We start from the raw sequence: 15,623 nt of genomic DNA on the forward strand, positions 1-15,623 counted from the left end.
GCCCCTCAGCTAGGATAACGGTCATTTCATGATCCCAATTCCAAAGCCGATCGCCCTTTAGACCGGCTGTGTGCAGGGGAGTCGTGTTAAAGCACGGCTCCTTGCATTGCACTCATTTGCTCCCCCTAATATAACACGATGAGTACCAAAAATACATAATCCTTATCTCGAGCATGGAGGGAGAGCAATTCGATTGTCACCATCACCCTTTCTTTTCCTTGATTACTTTCAACATGTTCACGATAGCCGTAACCGACTCGGCGCGAGTCGAAGGCTCGTTAGGCTTGAACTTATTGTCGAGGACGTAGTCAGCGATGCCGTAACGTTCGGCCGTGACGATATGACTTCGGGCATACTGGGGAATATCCGCGTTATCCAGGTACCCGGTTGCTGCATCGTCCGCCAGCGGCAAGCGGGATGCCCGTACGACCATAGTGACCATCTCGGCATGCGTAATCGTCTTATTCGGGCGAAAAGTACCGTTGGAGAAGCCCTTGATAATGCTCAGTTCCACGCATTGAGCGATCTGATTGATTGCCCATGATCCGATCGCATCCTTGTCTTTGAAGACTAAGTCTGCTCCTTTGCCGGGGGGCTTCAACGCATTCATCAGCAGTACGGCAAATTCGGCGCGACTAACGCTGCGATCCGGTCTGAAGGTGTCGTCGGGATAACCGAATACGATGCCTTGATTCACGGCCTGAACGATATTGGATTCCGCCCAGTGTCCGTCGATATCAGACAATGTGACGATCGGCATTGGCGTATTGCCGGGCATTGGCGCATTGCCGGTTGGTTCTACTACGGTAACCTTCGCATTTACGGTCTGGTCCAAGAACGTTGCGGTAAGACTCGATTGCCCCGCGCGTAAGCCGGCCACTACGCCAGCGGAGCTTACTGAAGCGATATCCGGATTGGAAGATTGGTATTTCGCTTGATCCGTGATATTTAAGCTGCTGCCGTCCGAATAAGTTGCCGTCACTTTGATTTGATCGTTGCCGCCGGCGGTTAGCGTGTACGCATCTCTATCTAAGGAAATACTTACTATTGATTTGCTTACCGTTGATTTGCTTATCGTAAAATTTGCAACTTGACGGGGGATATTGGAAGATCCTTCGGGAGGCTCTGGCGGCGGTGTCGTGTATCCAAGCCGGTAAGAACCATTAAGCCCCCAGGTCCACACGGTTCCATCGTTTTTTAAGGCCATTGAATGAAACTTTCCAGCTCCAATGGCAACAAATACCCCATCCAGATCGACCTTCGTCGCAACCGGGCGATCCGTTAAGTCGCCTATTCCGAGTTGACCATAGTCGTTTTCCCCCCAACCCCATACTGTTCCGTCTTTTAAGAGGGTAATCGCATGACCTTGTCCTGCAGAAATGGCGACGACGCTGTTCAGCTCTTTTTTGGGATTCATATTATAGAGAACTTGTTGAGGGTTAAAAAATTCAGTCTCTTGGCCGCTTGTTCCGTTGCCGAGTGAAGCGAAGATGTTCAGTCCCCATGTCCATACCGTTCCGTTGCCGCCTAAGGCAGCAGTAAACAGATGTCCTTGCTCAATAGAGACAATCCCCTTCACTATTGGCACCTGCTTGGGCGTAGGGTTATTTTTCCCCTTAGTATCGTAACCAAGCTGACCATTAAAGTTAGCCCCCCAGGTCCACACCGTTCCATCGCTTCTCAAGGCAGCGGATTGCAGATATTGCGCCGAAATGGCAGTGACACCGTTCAGTTTGGCCTGCACAGGGACGGAACTGCTGGCCGTTCCTCCATTACCGAGCTGTCCATAATAGTTGTATCCCCACGACCAAACCGTTCCGTCGCTTTTCAAGGCCATGGTATGAAGGGAGCCCGCTGCAATGGCGACGACATCGCTTAGATTGGGGACCTGCACAGGGACGGAACTCCCCTTGTCAGCCGTGCCCACTCCGAGCTGTCCATATTCGTTATTTCCCCAAGTCCACACCGTTCCATCGCTTTTCAGGGCAACGGTATGTCCGGTTTTGAGAAAAGTCGCTCCTCCTTCTGCCGCGACGGCAACGATATCGCTCAAGTTGCTTACTTGTACGGGGATAGAGCTCCCCTTGTCAACTGTGCCCACTCCGAGCTGGCCGTAGCCGTTATCTCCCCATGCCCACACGGTTCCATCGCTTTTCAAGGCAATGGAATGTCCTTCTCCCGCAATGACAGTGGGGACCCTTGCGGGTCTCGATATGGGTTTGAAATCGACTGGCGGTAGATTATCCTTTAGTTTGATGTCGATCGGTATGAATAAGTCAACGGGTTTGATTATAGTCGGATCGGCAGCAGCAAGCGGAGCGGAAAATCCAATTATTGATACCGCTATCCATAAGACGAGCGTCGTTCCTAATTTCCGCCTTCTAGTGTGCATTCAAATCTAATCCTTCCCTCTATTGAATATAGATTCATTCTATAGAAGGGAGCGCTTCAAAAGCGTTTCAAACTCGTTGGTTCATTTGCGGTCGACTGCCTGATCATGAACGACTTCAAATCCTTGATCAACCGGCTCGCGACAAAAAAGTTACCGCACACTTACTGCGCTATCTGCGCCAGTTGATTATAATACGGAGGAAAGGAGTGGAAAATGGATGAGTCGATTCATTGATCAATATATTCTTAACGAAGAACAGAAGGAACGTATCGGCAAAGTCGAAGAGTTGGCTGCCCGTTTCGCGGAGAGAGCGCCGCGGCATGACCGAGAGGGATCGTTCCCATTCGAAAATTTCGCCGACCTGCGCGAGGCCGGTTACTTAAAGTCGACGGTTCCTCAACAGTTCGGCGGGGACGGGATCTCGCTTTACGAGCTCGTTCTGCTGCAGGAACGGCTCGCTTATGGGGACGGTTCGACCGCGCTAGCCGTCGGTTGGCATCTCGGTCAAATCCTTCATCTCCGGACGACGCGGAAATGGCCGCAGGACATTTTTGCCGATTTGTGCCGTTCCGTAGTGAAGGATGGAACGATGATTAACACCTTCGCGAGCGAGGCGGCTTCCGGAAGTCCCAGCCGGGGCGGCAGACCGGAAACAACGGCGATTGCCGCGGATGGCGGTTGGCGGATAACTGGACGCAAAACGTACAGCACGCTCTCGCCCATTCTCGACCGCTTCGTGGTGTCGGCATATATCCCGGATGAAGACTGCGCAAGCGACTTTCTGGTGGAACGAACCGATCGGGTGACCGTCGTGGAAACATGGGACGTTCTTGGAATGCGAGCGACCGGGAGCCACGATGTGGCGTTAGACGATGTTTTCGTCGGTTCCGACATGCGCTTATCCGGAAAAGGCACGGATGACGGAGGCGGCTGGCTTCTGCATATTCCGGCATGTTATATGGGCATCGCCATGGCCGCGCGGGATTTCGCGCTAGAATTTGCCCGTTCCTACCGGCCGAACAATCTGGACGCTCCGATCGCCTCCCTTCCTTCCGTCCAGAGATCGATCGGGGAAATGGAAGTCGAACTCCGAACCGCGCGTTCCCTCCTGTATTCGGCCGCGGATCGCTGGGACCGAGAAGAAAATAACCGACCCTCGTTGAAACCCGAGCTCGGTTTGGCTAAATATACGGTCACCAATAATGCCATCAAAGTCGTGGATCTTGCGATGCGAATCGTGGGCGGCACGAGTTTGTCCCGCGAGTTGCCCTTGGAACGGTATTACCGGGATGTTCGCGCAGGATTGCATAACCCGCCGATGGATAATACGGTTTTTCAAATGCTAGCCAATGCCTCTTTAAACGAGAAACCCTAATGACACAGGGGAGACGCTAAAACAAATCATGAAGAACCCGCGAAGGCGTCTCCCTGTTTCCCTTCATAAAATACTCGTACCGGCCGAATCTCTTTAACGCCTCTCGGTCCGCCATCCATACCCACTCGTCCATCTCGGACTGGCAGCGATGAGCCCGGAAAGCCGCAAGCTTGGCCTCGAGATGAGCCTGTACGTCGATTTTCATCACTTCTTTGCGGGTATACCCGAACCGCTCGGGTCGCTCCATCTCGCTCCCGAATGAAATGAAATATAAGTTCCCCTTGCTGCCGGCCCGTTGAAAGGCTGTCGTCGTCGCCTTGCCGATCGCGCAATGATCCGGGTGCCCGCCCCACGTTTCATGAAAAGTAAGTACCGCGTCAGGATTCGTTTCGCGGATCAAAACCGCTATGCGATCCGCCAAATGATCCACGTCGATAAACTCAACCGTCTTGTCTCGGATACCAAGGAACTGAAGGTGCCGGATGCCCAAACATTCGCACGCGTTCCTCAGTTCAAGTTCACGAGCGGCCGCCATCGTTTCCCGGTTCAAGTAAGGCGGGTTGCCCATTCGGCGTCCCATATCGCCTTTCGTTGCGCTAACGAGCGTAATCTCGACCCCTTCGCTCGCGTATTTCGCAAGAGTGCCCCCGCAAATAAACGACTCGTCATCCGGATGCGCAAACACCGCAAGGAGCTTTCGTTGTGTGGCCTCATCTGCCTTATTCATTCCGGAAACGACTCCTTTCCCAAATGCAAAGCTACATTCATCCGTCCTCTATCGTCGTAGCCCGCGAGCAGAAGACGACCTTTCCCGTCCGCCTCGTAATGAGTGAGCGCTTCCATTCGCAGCCAACCGTGCCCATCGAAACGAAGAGCGACGCGAAAAGGCCCATCCCCGGCTACATAAGCATGAGTTACATTGACCTTGAAATTGCGGACGAAGACGAACGAAGTCGCCTCGCTGTGAATATAAGCTTCCGCTCCGACGAAACTCCGAAGCTCTGCCTCTACTTGCGGCTTCATGATCGGGATCATCTGTTGTTCCCTCTTCTATTTAGAATTTTTTTCATCCATATTGTACCACAATATATTCCCTATTCCATTGGATGCCGAGAGCAAGGAAGCTCGCGTGAATGCTTATTATGCTATAATGATCTCTATTCGTAGTTGCTGAAGTAACCTATTCGTAATTCTAAAAATCTATTGGTTAAGGGTCGATACAAGATGGAAAAGATCCAAATTAAGCTTGGCAGAAACTTAAAGTCGATTCGCAATAGTAGAGGTCTTAGCTTGGACAAGGTGTCCGAGCTTACCGGCGTAAGCAAAGGGATGCTCGCGCAAATCGAGCGGGGAGATTCCAACCCTTCCATATCCATTATTTGGAAAATTGCCAACGGCTTGCGATTATCCTTCACATCTTTAATCGAAGAACAAACGGCGGAGACATCCATTATCTCTGTTAAAGATTTGGACCCTCTTATCGAAGAAAACGGGGCTTTCCGGTCGTTCTCGATCTTTCCTTTTAATCCCTATAAGAAATTCGAAGTCTTCCTGGTAAACATGGCCCCCTATTGCACGCATGAATCCGAAGCGCATAACGCGGGCGTAGAAGAGTACATCATGCTCGTCGAAGGAAGCTTGGAAATCACGATCAACGGGGCGGACTATAAGATCGAGAATACGGACTCCCTTCGATTTATCGCCGATCTTCCTCATGTCTACCGTAATCCTACGGAGTCTGCCGTACGCTTCTATTCGATTATCTATTACCCTTAACAGCTAAATGCGCGAGCATCTCCGATGTCATTTTATCCAAATCGTAATGAACCTGGAATCCCCATTCTTCTATGGATGCTCCGCTATCAATGGAATCCGGCCAGCTATCGGCGATCGCCTGCCTAAGCGGATCGGGCTTATAATCGACCTTGAAATCCGGAATATGTTTTCTGATCGCTTCGGCGATCATCTCCGGATCGATGCTCATCGCCGAGACGTTAAACGCATTCCGATGCTTAAGCTTCGACCCGTCCGCTTCCATTAAAGAGACGATCGCATTCAGCGCATCCGGCATATACATCATATCCATGAACGTGCCCGGCGAAAGATAACTTGTATACGCCCCTCTGGCAACGGATTCGATATACATCTCGACGACATAATCGGTTGTCCCCCCGCCCGGAGGCGTTACGTAAGAAATCAGACCGGGAAAACGAAGCCCCCGGGTGTCCAAGCCGAATTTATGATAATAATAGTCGCACAGCAATTCTCCTGAAACTTTACTCACGCCATACAGGGAATTAGGCCGTTGAATCGTATCCTGGGGCGTATGCTCCTTCGTCGTCGTCGGACCGAAAGCGGCAATCGAGCTTGGAGTGAACAGCTGACACCCGAGAGATCTGGATACCTCCAACGCGTTCATCAATCCGCCGATATTCAATTGCCATGCCTGCAATGGCCTTTCTTCCGAGGTGGCTGACAATAAGGCGGCCAGATGAATGATCGTATCCGCTTCGTATCTGTTCGCGATATCATACATAAGCAATCCGTTCGTCACGTCCAGAACTTCATACGGACCCGACGAACCTTCGGGACTGGCCTTAATATCCGTCGCGATTACTCTATCCGAACCGTACAGATCGCGCAGCTTCTCCACAAGCTCGGATCCGATTTGGCCTAACGCACCCGTAACCATTATTTTCTTCATCGCGCGCACCCTCCCCCGTGATCTAAATCAAGTTCAACTCTTCCCCTATCCTCGAGTAAGCGTTCAAAGCCTGGTCCAAAGAAGCTTCGGAGTGCCCGGCAGTCGGCATGTTCCTGATTCTCCCCGTCCCTCTAGGCACTGTCGGGAATACGACCGCCTTTGCATACACGCCTTCCTCGTACAACCTTTTGCTGAATAGCTGCGTTTGCCGCTCATCCCCGATGATGCAGGGCGTAATCGGCGTTTCGCTATTTCCGGTATTAAAGCCTAATTCCTGAAGACCCTTCTTAAGATAACGACCATTCTTCCACAATCGATCTATTAATTCCGGAGTATTCCTAATAATATCGATCGCCGTTATACATGGGGATAAGGCCGCGGGCGGCAGGGCCGTCGAGAATAGGAATGGCTTGCTTCTCGCTTTAAGCCAATCGATGAGGTTCCTTTTTCCAGCTACATATCCCCCTACGACGCCAATGGCTTTGGAGAGCGTACCGATTTGAAAATCGATTCGCTCCGATAACCCGAAATGCTTTACCGTGCCCGCTCCTTTGCCTAGAACGCCCGAACCATGAGCGTCGTCCACATAAGTAATCAAATCGAGTTCTTCGGCGATAAGAACGATTTCCGGAAGCTTGGCGATATCTCCATCCATGGAAAATACCCCGTCGGTTATGACCATGATTTTCTTATATAATCCGGATTGTTTGGCGGCTATGGCCTTGTTTCGTAGATCGGTCATATCCGAGTGGTTATACCGAATAATCGCGGCTTTCGAAAGTCTGCAGCCTTCGATGATCGAGGCATGATTCAGTTCATCCGACAATATCGCATCATTCTTGTCCATCACTGCGGATATGGCGGCCATATTGCAGTTAAAGCCGGATTGGTAGGCGATCGCCGCTTCCGTCTTCTTGAATTCGGCCAGCTTTTCCTCTAATTGCTCGTGAAGTTCCAACGTACCGTTAATGGTTCTCACTGCGCCGGCGCCTACGCCGTAGATTTTGGTCGCCTCGACCGCCGAATGAATCAATCGCGGATCCGTCGCCAATCCAAGATAGTTATTCGAAGACAGATTAATCAATCGTTTCCCCGCGATCGTGATCATAAAATCGTTAGCCCCCTGCAGGGGATCGATCGTATTGTATAAACCCTTGCTTTTCAGTTCGTTTAGATTGTCCGTTAAGAAATGCTCCAGCTCTAAACTTGACATGGTCATCCTCCTCAGATCGTAAACCCCGGAATACTATTTTATGCATCAAGACACTTTGTTGTTGTATATTATATTATACGAATGTATTTTATATTGTACATTATTATTTCATATTTTGCTATGGATGACAAAGTAGAATTCAAATAGAATATGAAGGAAGACCGGTCGTTGATTTGCCTAACGGGTTAATACATCAAATAAAAGAGGGGGTTACCGTATGGAAAGAGCAGAGATTTTGGCGCTTATTGCTTTAGTAGTATCCATCTTTCTTATTCTTAAGGTAAAAAGTATGCAAGCGCGCATTAATGAAATGAAATACGATATCGAACGTTTGGAGGGTCGGCCGGAAGCCTATCGATCACCCCGGCAGGATGTAGCTGCTTCCTATAACGCAAAGCCCCTATTTGCGTTGGAAATTGCCCCGGAGTTGGAGCAGCGCCTCCAACATCTGCTGGCGAGCGGCAAGAAAATCGAAGCCGTCAAAGAGTTAAAGGATGCCACCGGCCTCTCATTAAAAGCTGCCAAAGATTATGTAGATGCTATGAGAAATCGCTAGGTTTATCATGCTTATTCGGAGTACGAATATAAGACGAAAAAACCGCTCCTTTCCGAATGAAAGGAGCGGTTCATTATGCGCGAGGGAGTCCCGATAGCCCGATTAAACAGATTCAACGAACAGGCGGAATCCGTGCGCATACGGAGCCATTTTACCCTGTCCGGTCTCGGACGGGGGCAGACTAACCGTTAGCCCCCGATCCACGACATCAAAGGGAAGCGGTTCGTTCGTTCCCATCAACTCGACCCGGCTTACCGGACCGCGATACGGCACCGTAATATGTTCAGGTACCCGTTCCTTCCCGTCTCTGTAGAGACGGTAGACGTATACCTGATCCTCCCTCCGCGTAAATGCGCACTCGTCCGCGAAATACGGCTCGCAAACGCGGGTCCGATAGATGCCCTCGGCATGAACGGCAAGCCATGCGCCCAATTCCCTGATCCGTTCCGCCGCCTGGCGCGGCAGCCTTCCGTCCGGCTGCGGAGCGACGTTCAGCGCCAGATTACCGCCCTTCGCCACGACTTCAAGCAGCAGCATCACGATGTCGCGCGTCGGCTTGTAACGCTCGTCGAAGCGATAGGAGAAAGCGTCTCCGATCGTGATGCAGCTCTCCCACGGGACGAATAACGGAGCTTCGGGTACCGTCTGTTCGGGGGTCACGTAATTCTCGTAAAGGCCGCCGACGGTCCGGTCGACCGCCAGAAGCCACGGCTGAGTCTTCCGCGCGCGTTCCACCGCTTCCCCAAGCCGGATGTCTTGCCCTTCCTCGCGGCGAACCCAGCCGGCATCCAGCCATAACGCATCGATTCGCCCGTAACGGGTCATTAGCTCGTCGATCTGCGCATGGGTGAAAGCCACAAATCGTTCCCATGCGCCGGGATCTTCTTGCGGATCGTAATTCGGTCCTCTTCGGCTGCCTCCCGCGATCCCCGGCTTCCAATAATCCGGCGTATGCCAGTCCGCTTTGGAGTAATAAGCCGCAATGGCCATTCCTTTCTCCCGGAAAGCGTCGAACAGGTGCTTGCACGCATCGGCGTAACGGTGGGAACGGAACGGACAATCCGGCCCCGTTATCCGGTAGTCCGTCGTGTCGGTATCCCACATGCAGAAGCCGTCATGGTGCTTCGTCGTAAAAACGAAATACTTGAAGCCGCCTTCGGCCGCCAAATCCGCCCATACTCGAGGTTCGAAGCGCACCGGATTAAACGAATGGTTCAGTCCGAAATAGTGCCGCTTCAATTCCTCTCCGTCAACGCCCCATTCGATCTCGCTTCTGGACCACGCCGCGTCTTCGTCGCTGAGCGCCCAAGATTCCACTACCCCGATCTGTGAATACGGCCCCCAGTGCATCATCAGCCCAAGCTTCTGGTCCTGAAACCACTCGAGCCGTTCCAGCAGCAGCGGATCGTCCGGCCATATCCATTCCTTGCCGCCGCTGTAGCCATGAACCCCCTCGTGCACGATCTGCTTTCGTTCCGTCATGGAATCGCTCCTTCGCTCTCTGCTATCGTATCCAGCCAGATTTGCCGGATTCGTTCGTCCCCGAGCGCTTCGGGGTACAGCCTCAGTTCGTCGATCGCGCCGTGGAAGCCCTCAGAAACATTGCCGTCCGGACCGTTCTGCGCTCCGATCCGGAAGGCATTCGGGTTGTCCAGTTGGTTCTGGATGGGGTCGACCGTCTTGCTGAGAACGCGAGTCCCGTTAATGTACAACCGGAATTCATTTCCTTCCCGGGCCGCGGCGACATGCGTCCATTGTCCGGGCGGAATGGACCCGGCATCCGTATTGAACGGCCACATCCCGTGCCCTTGGCCTTGCGCGTCGCTGACGAGGAAATACATCCGACCGTTGGAAATCCACCAGTTAAACATATTTTCCTGGCTACCGCTCGTTCCTTGGCCCAAAATATGATGGTTATACGTATCCGACTCCGGCTTGATCCAGGCCGTAAAGGCGAAGTCCGTCTTGGCGATCGGAGGGATTCGGATCGAATTGCCGTAGAACAGCAGCGCTTTGCCGACTTTCCCGTCCACCCAGACCGGCGTGCCTTCGATATCGTAGTTCAAGCCGCCGTTCGCTTCTCTCGTACGGGTGCCTTGCCCTTCGTCGAACGGATAATATTGTCCCAACTCCTCCACGACCGCGCTGACGGTTGCCTCAAAACCGGAATAGGAAGCGGTAATGGATACCGGTCCTGTATGACCCGTGAACGTAACGACCCCTTCGGCGACGGTTGCGATATCGGGATCGGATGTCGACCAATGCGCATGGGCGGCTCTCGCCTTGAACCCGTCGGCGTAAGTCGCTACCGCCGTCAATGAGACCGGAATCGCGCTGTAAGCCAGCGTCTCCGGTATTGCGATGCCGACCAGTTCGCGCTCAATCGGGCCGCTCGGACGCACCGGCAAGTACTGCTCGGGGTTTTTGCCGCCGCCGATGCCGCCGCCCCATTCGATCCAGCCTCTCCGTCCTTCGCCGTCATCGTCGTTGACCAACAGCGAGAACGCAAACGCGCCGTCGGTCGGCGCGATCGGAGCCAGCTCCACCCAAGGAAGCGCAAGCTCGTAGCGGGTCTCGCTTCGGACTTCATTCCGGACGACCGATAAAGGGGCGTTGGCGACGAGCCCCGCCGGTTGGCCGATTCCCGTCCAGCGATACAACTGCGGCCCCTCGGGCGTCAGCGCCATGCCGAATTCATGCCAATCTCCGCTATCCCCGGGCATGCCCGGCGAGAGGGCGAACTGGATGGAATCCCCGAGCCAGATTTGGCCTTGAGACTGGTTTTGCGAGAACCGATTATCGCTGATCGCCGCCGCGATATATAGATGCTCCTCATCCCATGTGACCCGAACGTCTCCGCCAAGATCCCGTGCGCCTCCGTAGCCGGGGATCTCGATTCGTCCTTGGCGAGGCAGTTCTATGCCCGGTATCGGCGTCAAGTCGTCCGGTTCTCCATCAACGACGAGACTTTGACGTGCTAAAGACGTGACGGCGATAATGCTCCCTTCATATTGCAACGTCAAGCCGCCTGCAGCGCGAAGAGCAAGCGTAACCGGATAACGCTGAGACGGCTCCAGACCGGAAAGCGGCAAGTCGATCGTCAGTTCGGCCCCTGCCGCGATCTCGGCATTCGGCCTCTCGGTTCCCTCCGCGCCGCCGATCGCCCACGCGAGCTCCTCTACCGTTCTCGCGCGGTCGGATTCATTACGAACGGTCACCCGCAACATCTCCGACTCCGCGACCGCTAGATGCCTAGCCTGCATCCATAGCGGCTCCTTCACGGCAAGGTCCTTCGTCAGCCGGGCAACCGGCTTGCCTCCATCGAGGATCTCCCCGATCACGCGGTAGTTGCCGGCCGTCTCGAAGCCTGGAACCGATAAGGCGATTTCAACCGTTTGACCCGGCGCGACCCGAACCGGAACCGTTCGGTCGCCGAGAACGAACTGCGCGTCGATACGGGCGCGCGGAGCGGCCGTATTGTCGACTTTAAGCCTGAGCGGCAGCTCGTCGTTACGATACGCGTCTCCTCCGAGCAACGAATATTTTCCGCCCGGTTTTAGGTCTTTGACGTTACCGGTCAGCTTCAACGCGTCTGGCGAGATCGTGAGATAGATCAGGTTGCCCTGACCCGGATAATAGGTTTTCGACAGCCCTTCCGCGTCGGAGACCGTGATCGGCTTATTCGCTTTCACCGTGGCCGTCGTCGGTTCAGCCGACCGAACGAGTCGGGTTTCCGTCCTGCCCTCGTTGATCACGTAGCTGAGAATTCCTCCACCTACGTTCTCGTCCGGCATGCCCGAACCGTTGTAAGCGCCGCGATTCGGGGTCGCCGATGCGGACACGGCGTTGCCCCAATAATCCTGGCCTCCGTTACCCGCTATCGACGTACCGCTGCCAAGCGACGGCGAACCCCCCGCCAGCTTGTAGCCGTCGGTCGTCTTTCGGCCGATGCCCCCGAAGCCCGGAGCGACCAGACCCGGATCCGTCGTCAGCTTGTTCGCGTCCGCCGGTTCGCTCGGATCGTGGTTGCCGTAGAACGTATTGGAATCGAACGTGCACGTCGCGTTCCCGCAATAGTACGTCATGTTCGTCCCCAGATTGTAGACGATGTTGTTCCGGAAGCTCAGCGTCCCCTCCGGCAGGTTGTTCCCGTCCGGCGCCATCAGGAACCTCGCGTTCGATCCCGGGCCCGTATAGAACGTGTTGTTATACACCTGGTAATCGTCCAACCGACCGACCGCTTGGATAAGCGCCGTCCCGTCGTTCTCGCTGACGTTGTACCGCACGATCCCTCCGCGGTCGTACCCGGTTCCCTCTCCCCGCTGCCCGACCAGCAGCATGAATCCGCCTTCGTTGTCGTGGCTGTAGTTGTACTGCATCACGCAGTTGTTGCACAGCTCGTCGATGTCGAAGGCCATCCCGTCCAGCGTGTTGTGCGTCTTGTACGCTTCGTTGTACTGGAACAACGCGTCGTCCGAATTGATCGCCCAGATCGCCGCGTGGTACCCGACCGAATCGTAATAGCTGTGGGCCGCCACGTTATGCTCGATCAGCGGCGCCGCTCCCTCGCACACGACGATCGCGTCCCCGCCCGTGCGGTTCAGATCGTTGCCGCGAATGACGACGTTCGTCATCCCGAGCCAAGGCCCGACCCCGTCGGTTCGCGTGTCCCGGTTGCGCCAGTTGCTGCGCACGAAGATGCCGGTGCTGTCGACGTCCGTGAACGTGTTGTCGGCGATGAGTACGTCGTCGAACTTGGTCGGCGTCGCGCTGCCCGTCACCCGGACGATGATGCCCCCCGACTCGAGATCCTGAACCTCCGTTTGCCCGTTCACGTCGTGAATGTTCAGATTTTTCAGATGGATGTGCCGCGCCGTGCCGATGTCCTGCGCCTCGATCCATACCGCCCGGCGCGTCTGGCGCGCCTCGCCGACATTCGTGATCTCCAGATTGTTGATTTCCCAATACTGCTGATTGAACAGCTTCACCGTCTCTTGGTACAGACCCGCGCCGTGAATAGCGGGTTTGGCCCCTTGGCCGTACTGGTCGACGACGATCGGCTTGGCCTCCGTGCCGGAGCCCTTGGGCCAGAGCTGCCCGGTCCACGACGACCCCGCCTTCAGCAATATTCGATCGCCGGGCTGGAACGTCGTGGCGTTCACCTTGTCCAGCGTACGCCAGGGAGCGTCTTCGAGGGTTCCGGCGTTGATATCGTTTCCGGCGGCCGAATCTACGTAATAGGTCGTCTCCGTCAATGTCCCGCCTCCTTCCGTTGCGATGGCCGCGATCTGCATGTCTGTAAGCGCTTCCGAGTATATCGTTAATTCGTCGATCGCTCCGTCGAACACGCCCATCGGCTCCCCTGCGGACGTATTCTGGGCGCCGATCCGAAGCGGATTGGGATTGCCGGACAGATCGATCGCGCCCGAGGCGCTCTTGCTCGCCGCCGGAGCTCCGTTCACGTATAGCTTGAATACGTTGCCGTTGCGCGACACGGCCACATGCGTCCATTCGTCAAGCGGAACGGAATCTTCGGCCGTGGAGAACGGCCATAGCCCGAATCCGTTGCCCGCAGAGTCGCTCGGCAGAAAAAACAGCTTTCCGTCGTTGACCCACCAGTTGAACATATTTTGCTGCGTGCTGGATACGCCTTGGCCTACGATAAAATGGTTGTACGCGTACGACCGGGGCTTGATCCAAGCCGTCATCGTGAAAGCCGTCTTGTCGAAAGCGTCCATCACGACGGACGTCGTCTGTCCGTCGAAGTCGAGCGCCTGGCCGACCTTGCCCGGAACCCAGGCCGGCGTGCCCGAGATGGCGTGGGGGACGCCGCTTACGCTGTTCGCGGCGCCGCTGCCCTGCCCTTCGTCGAACGCGAAAGCCTGGGCCGGATTCGAATAGGACGCGACGGCGGGCACCGGTCTCGACGTCGCTCCGAAGAGCAATGAAAGACACATCACAAAGGATAATAAAGCGGACATGGGCGTTACCGAACGATACATGTTCATACCCCTCTCCTTATTGGACTCGCACGGCCGGGGCCTCCTCTTCCCGCCAACGGCCGAGAGCTCGACAAAGCCTTATACGCGGACTTCGCCCGCGAGGTAGCACGCCATTCGGCGGATGAGCGGCTCCGCGTCGGCTTGCCGGATGGTCAGCCGCATGCCGTCGGCGGTTACCGGATCGAACCGATCGATTTTTTTATGCCCGATCGCGGAGCCCTCGGCTACCGTCCGCCATCGTCCGTCCACTCTGGCCTCGATCAGGTAGGCCCGCACGCGTTCGCCTTCCTCGATCCGCTCCTGAACGACCGCATGGTCGAACGTCTGCGGGAGCGGCCATTCCACGGTCAGTTCATAACCGGATCCCGCCGTCTCCCCGAGCGGGCAGTCGAACCTGCGCCGGAGTTCCTCGCCGAACTCCGCGACGCGGTTCACGTCCGCGTCGGGCAGCAATCCGCGATCGTCCGGGGCAATATTCAGCAGCAGATTCGCGCCGTGGCCGACGGAACGATAATAAATATCGAGCAGCCGTTCTAGCGACAACAAGCGCTCCTCCGCGCCGGGATGCCAGAACCATTGCAGCTTGCGGATCGGCACGTCGCATTCCGCCGGCACCCAAGCCGACGTATCCGGCAGCCAGGTGAGCATGTCTTTGGTAAACAGGCTTGCTTTGGCCGTCTCCGCCGTATTCCAGCATGGATATGGCGCCACGCCGTCCTCGTTGCCGACCCATCGGATCGTCGGACGCCCGAGGTTAAAGATCATGGCATCCGGCTGATGCCTCTCCACTACATTCATAATCCGCCGCCAATCGTATTCCCGCCCTTCGGATCCGGCGCCGTCGAACCATACCTCGACGAGCGGGCCGTAACCGGTAAGCAGCTCGGTCAACTGACGGCAATAGAAATCGTCGTAAGCCTCCTTATCGGCATAACGCGGCTCATGACGGTCCCAAGGCGACAAGTACAGGCCGAAGGGCAAGCCAGCCTCGGCGCAAGCGTCTGCCACCTCCCGCACGACGTCCCCTTTGCCGTCCCGCCACGGACTGGACCGCACCGAATAATCGGTCGTCTGCGTCGGCCACAGACAGAAGCCGTCATGATGTTTGGCGGTCAGAATCAAGTAACGGAACCCTGCCGCCTGCGCCGTGTTCACCCATTGTCTCGGGTCGAACGCCTTCGGATCGAACAGCGCGGGATCGTCGGTCCCGTCCCCCCATTCCCTGTCGCAAAACGTATTCAGTCCGAAATGGCAGAACATGCCTAGCTCGTAGTCCTGCCATCGAAGCTGCTGAACCGTCGGTCTTGCCCCCGTTGCCTTCATGATTCATCCCCTTCCCAATCCCGTTCGGGAGACGGGACGGCAAACGATCCGTCCCGTG

At 55.3% G+C, this 15,623-nt stretch carries 11 protein-coding genes; 3 read left to right on the forward strand and 8 right to left on the reverse strand.

All coding sequences use genetic code 11. The features are described 5' to 3' along the window. Positions 1–202: 202 nt before the first annotated feature. Complete coding sequence (locus tag HH215_RS16605) at positions 203–2,392, reverse strand: RCC1 domain-containing protein (RefSeq protein ID WP_169280921.1); 2,190 nt, start codon at positions 2,390–2,392, stop codon at positions 203–205. Positions 2,393–2,609: 217 nt separating this feature from the next. On the opposite strand from HH215_RS16605, the gene HH215_RS16610 reads away from it, so the two are divergent. Further along, positions 2,610–3,767 (forward strand): acyl-CoA dehydrogenase family protein, encoded by a 1,158-nt coding sequence (locus HH215_RS16610; protein WP_169280922.1) that lies wholly within the window; start codon positions 2,610–2,612, stop codon positions 3,765–3,767. A gap of 16 nt (positions 3,768–3,783) precedes the next feature. Here HH215_RS16610 and HH215_RS16615 read toward each other — a convergent pair whose 3' ends face one another. Together HH215_RS16615 and HH215_RS16620 are read right to left on the reverse strand one after the other, a co-directional pair. After that, on the reverse strand, positions 3,784–4,494 hold the full coding sequence (locus HH215_RS16615; protein WP_169280923.1) for a PIG-L family deacetylase: 711 nt from the start codon (positions 4,492–4,494) through the stop codon (positions 3,784–3,786). Further along, complete coding sequence (locus HH215_RS16620) at positions 4,491–4,802, reverse strand: DUF1806 family protein (RefSeq protein WP_169280924.1); 312 nt, start codon at positions 4,800–4,802, stop codon at positions 4,491–4,493. The genes HH215_RS16615 and HH215_RS16620 overlap by 4 nt, the downstream gene beginning before the upstream one ends. A 189-nt stretch (positions 4,803–4,991) precedes the next feature. On the opposite strand from HH215_RS16620, the gene HH215_RS16625 reads away from it, so the two are divergent. Further along, a complete protein-coding gene (locus HH215_RS16625) occupies positions 4,992–5,543 on the forward strand; it encodes a helix-turn-helix domain-containing protein (RefSeq protein WP_169280925.1) in 552 nt (183 codons plus the stop codon). On the opposite strand, the gene HH215_RS16630 is transcribed toward HH215_RS16625, so the two are convergent. Together HH215_RS16630 and HH215_RS16635 are read right to left on the reverse strand one after the other, a co-directional pair. Beyond that, on the reverse strand, positions 5,527–6,471 hold the full coding sequence (locus tag HH215_RS16630) for an NAD-dependent epimerase/dehydratase family protein (protein ID WP_169280926.1): 945 nt from the start codon (positions 6,469–6,471) through the stop codon (positions 5,527–5,529). The genes HH215_RS16625 and HH215_RS16630 overlap by 17 nt on opposite strands. A 22-nt stretch (positions 6,472–6,493) precedes the next feature. Then, positions 6,494–7,684 carry a glycine C-acetyltransferase gene (locus HH215_RS16635; protein ID WP_169280927.1) on the reverse strand — a complete coding sequence of 397 codons (1,191 nt, stop codon included), beginning with the start codon at positions 7,682–7,684 and terminating at the stop codon, positions 6,494–6,496. Between the two features lie 217 nt (positions 7,685–7,901). Between HH215_RS16635 and HH215_RS16640 the strand changes: the two genes are divergently transcribed. After that, on the forward strand, positions 7,902–8,240 hold the full coding sequence (locus tag HH215_RS16640; RefSeq protein WP_169280928.1) for a hypothetical protein: 339 nt from the start codon (positions 7,902–7,904) through the stop codon (positions 8,238–8,240). A gap of 102 nt (positions 8,241–8,342) precedes the next feature. On the opposite strand, the gene HH215_RS16645 is transcribed toward HH215_RS16640, so the two are convergent. From HH215_RS16645 to HH215_RS16655, 3 genes are all read right to left on the reverse strand, one after another. Further along, complete coding sequence (locus HH215_RS16645) at positions 8,343–9,722, reverse strand: alpha-L-fucosidase (protein ID WP_169280929.1); 1,380 nt, start codon at positions 9,720–9,722, stop codon at positions 8,343–8,345. Further along, positions 9,719–14,248, reverse strand: a complete 4,530-nt coding sequence (locus tag HH215_RS16650; RefSeq protein ID WP_169280930.1) for a LamG-like jellyroll fold domain-containing protein — start codon at positions 14,246–14,248, stop codon at positions 9,719–9,721. Before HH215_RS16650 ends, HH215_RS16645 begins: the two co-directional genes overlap by 4 nt. Positions 14,249–14,320: 72 nt before the next feature. Beyond that, positions 14,321–15,565, reverse strand: coding sequence for an alpha-L-fucosidase (locus tag HH215_RS16655; protein WP_169280931.1), 1,245 nt, complete (start codon positions 15,563–15,565; stop codon positions 14,321–14,323). Between the last annotated feature and the right edge of the window lie 58 nt (positions 15,566–15,623).

It is taken from the genome of Cohnella herbarum, from assembly GCF_012849095.1.
Classification (GTDB): Bacteria; Bacillota; Bacilli; order Paenibacillales; family Paenibacillaceae; genus Cohnella; species Cohnella herbarum.

Coding starts and splice junctions, on each gene's coding strand:
- HH215_RS16635 (WP_169280927.1), bottom strand. CDS start 7,684: ATGTCAAGTTTAGAGCTGGAGCATTTCTTAACGGACAATCTAAACGAA.
- HH215_RS16605 (WP_169280921.1), bottom strand. CDS start 2,392: ATGCACACTAGAAGGCGGAAATTAGGAACGACGCTCGTCTTATGGATA.
- HH215_RS16640 (WP_169280928.1), top strand. CDS start 7,902: ATGGAAAGAGCAGAGATTTTGGCGCTTATTGCTTTAGTAGTATCCATC.
- HH215_RS16625 (WP_169280925.1), top strand. CDS start 4,992: ATGGAAAAGATCCAAATTAAGCTTGGCAGAAACTTAAAGTCGATTCGC.
- HH215_RS16655 (WP_169280931.1), bottom strand. CDS start 15,565: ATGAAGGCAACGGGGGCAAGACCGACGGTTCAGCAGCTTCGATGGCAG.
- HH215_RS16630 (WP_169280926.1), bottom strand. CDS start 6,471: ATGAAGAAAATAATGGTTACGGGTGCGTTAGGCCAAATCGGATCCGAG.
- HH215_RS16610 (WP_169280922.1), top strand. CDS start 2,610: ATGAGTCGATTCATTGATCAATATATTCTTAACGAAGAACAGAAGGAA.
- HH215_RS16620 (WP_169280924.1), bottom strand. CDS start 4,802: ATGATCCCGATCATGAAGCCGCAAGTAGAGGCAGAGCTTCGGAGTTTC.
- HH215_RS16615 (WP_169280923.1), bottom strand. CDS start 4,494: ATGAATAAGGCAGATGAGGCCACACAACGAAAGCTCCTTGCGGTGTTT.
- HH215_RS16645 (WP_169280929.1), bottom strand. CDS start 9,722: ATGACGGAACGAAAGCAGATCGTGCACGAGGGGGTTCATGGCTACAGC.
- HH215_RS16650 (WP_169280930.1), bottom strand. CDS start 14,248: ATGAACATGTATCGTTCGGTAACGCCCATGTCCGCTTTATTATCCTTT.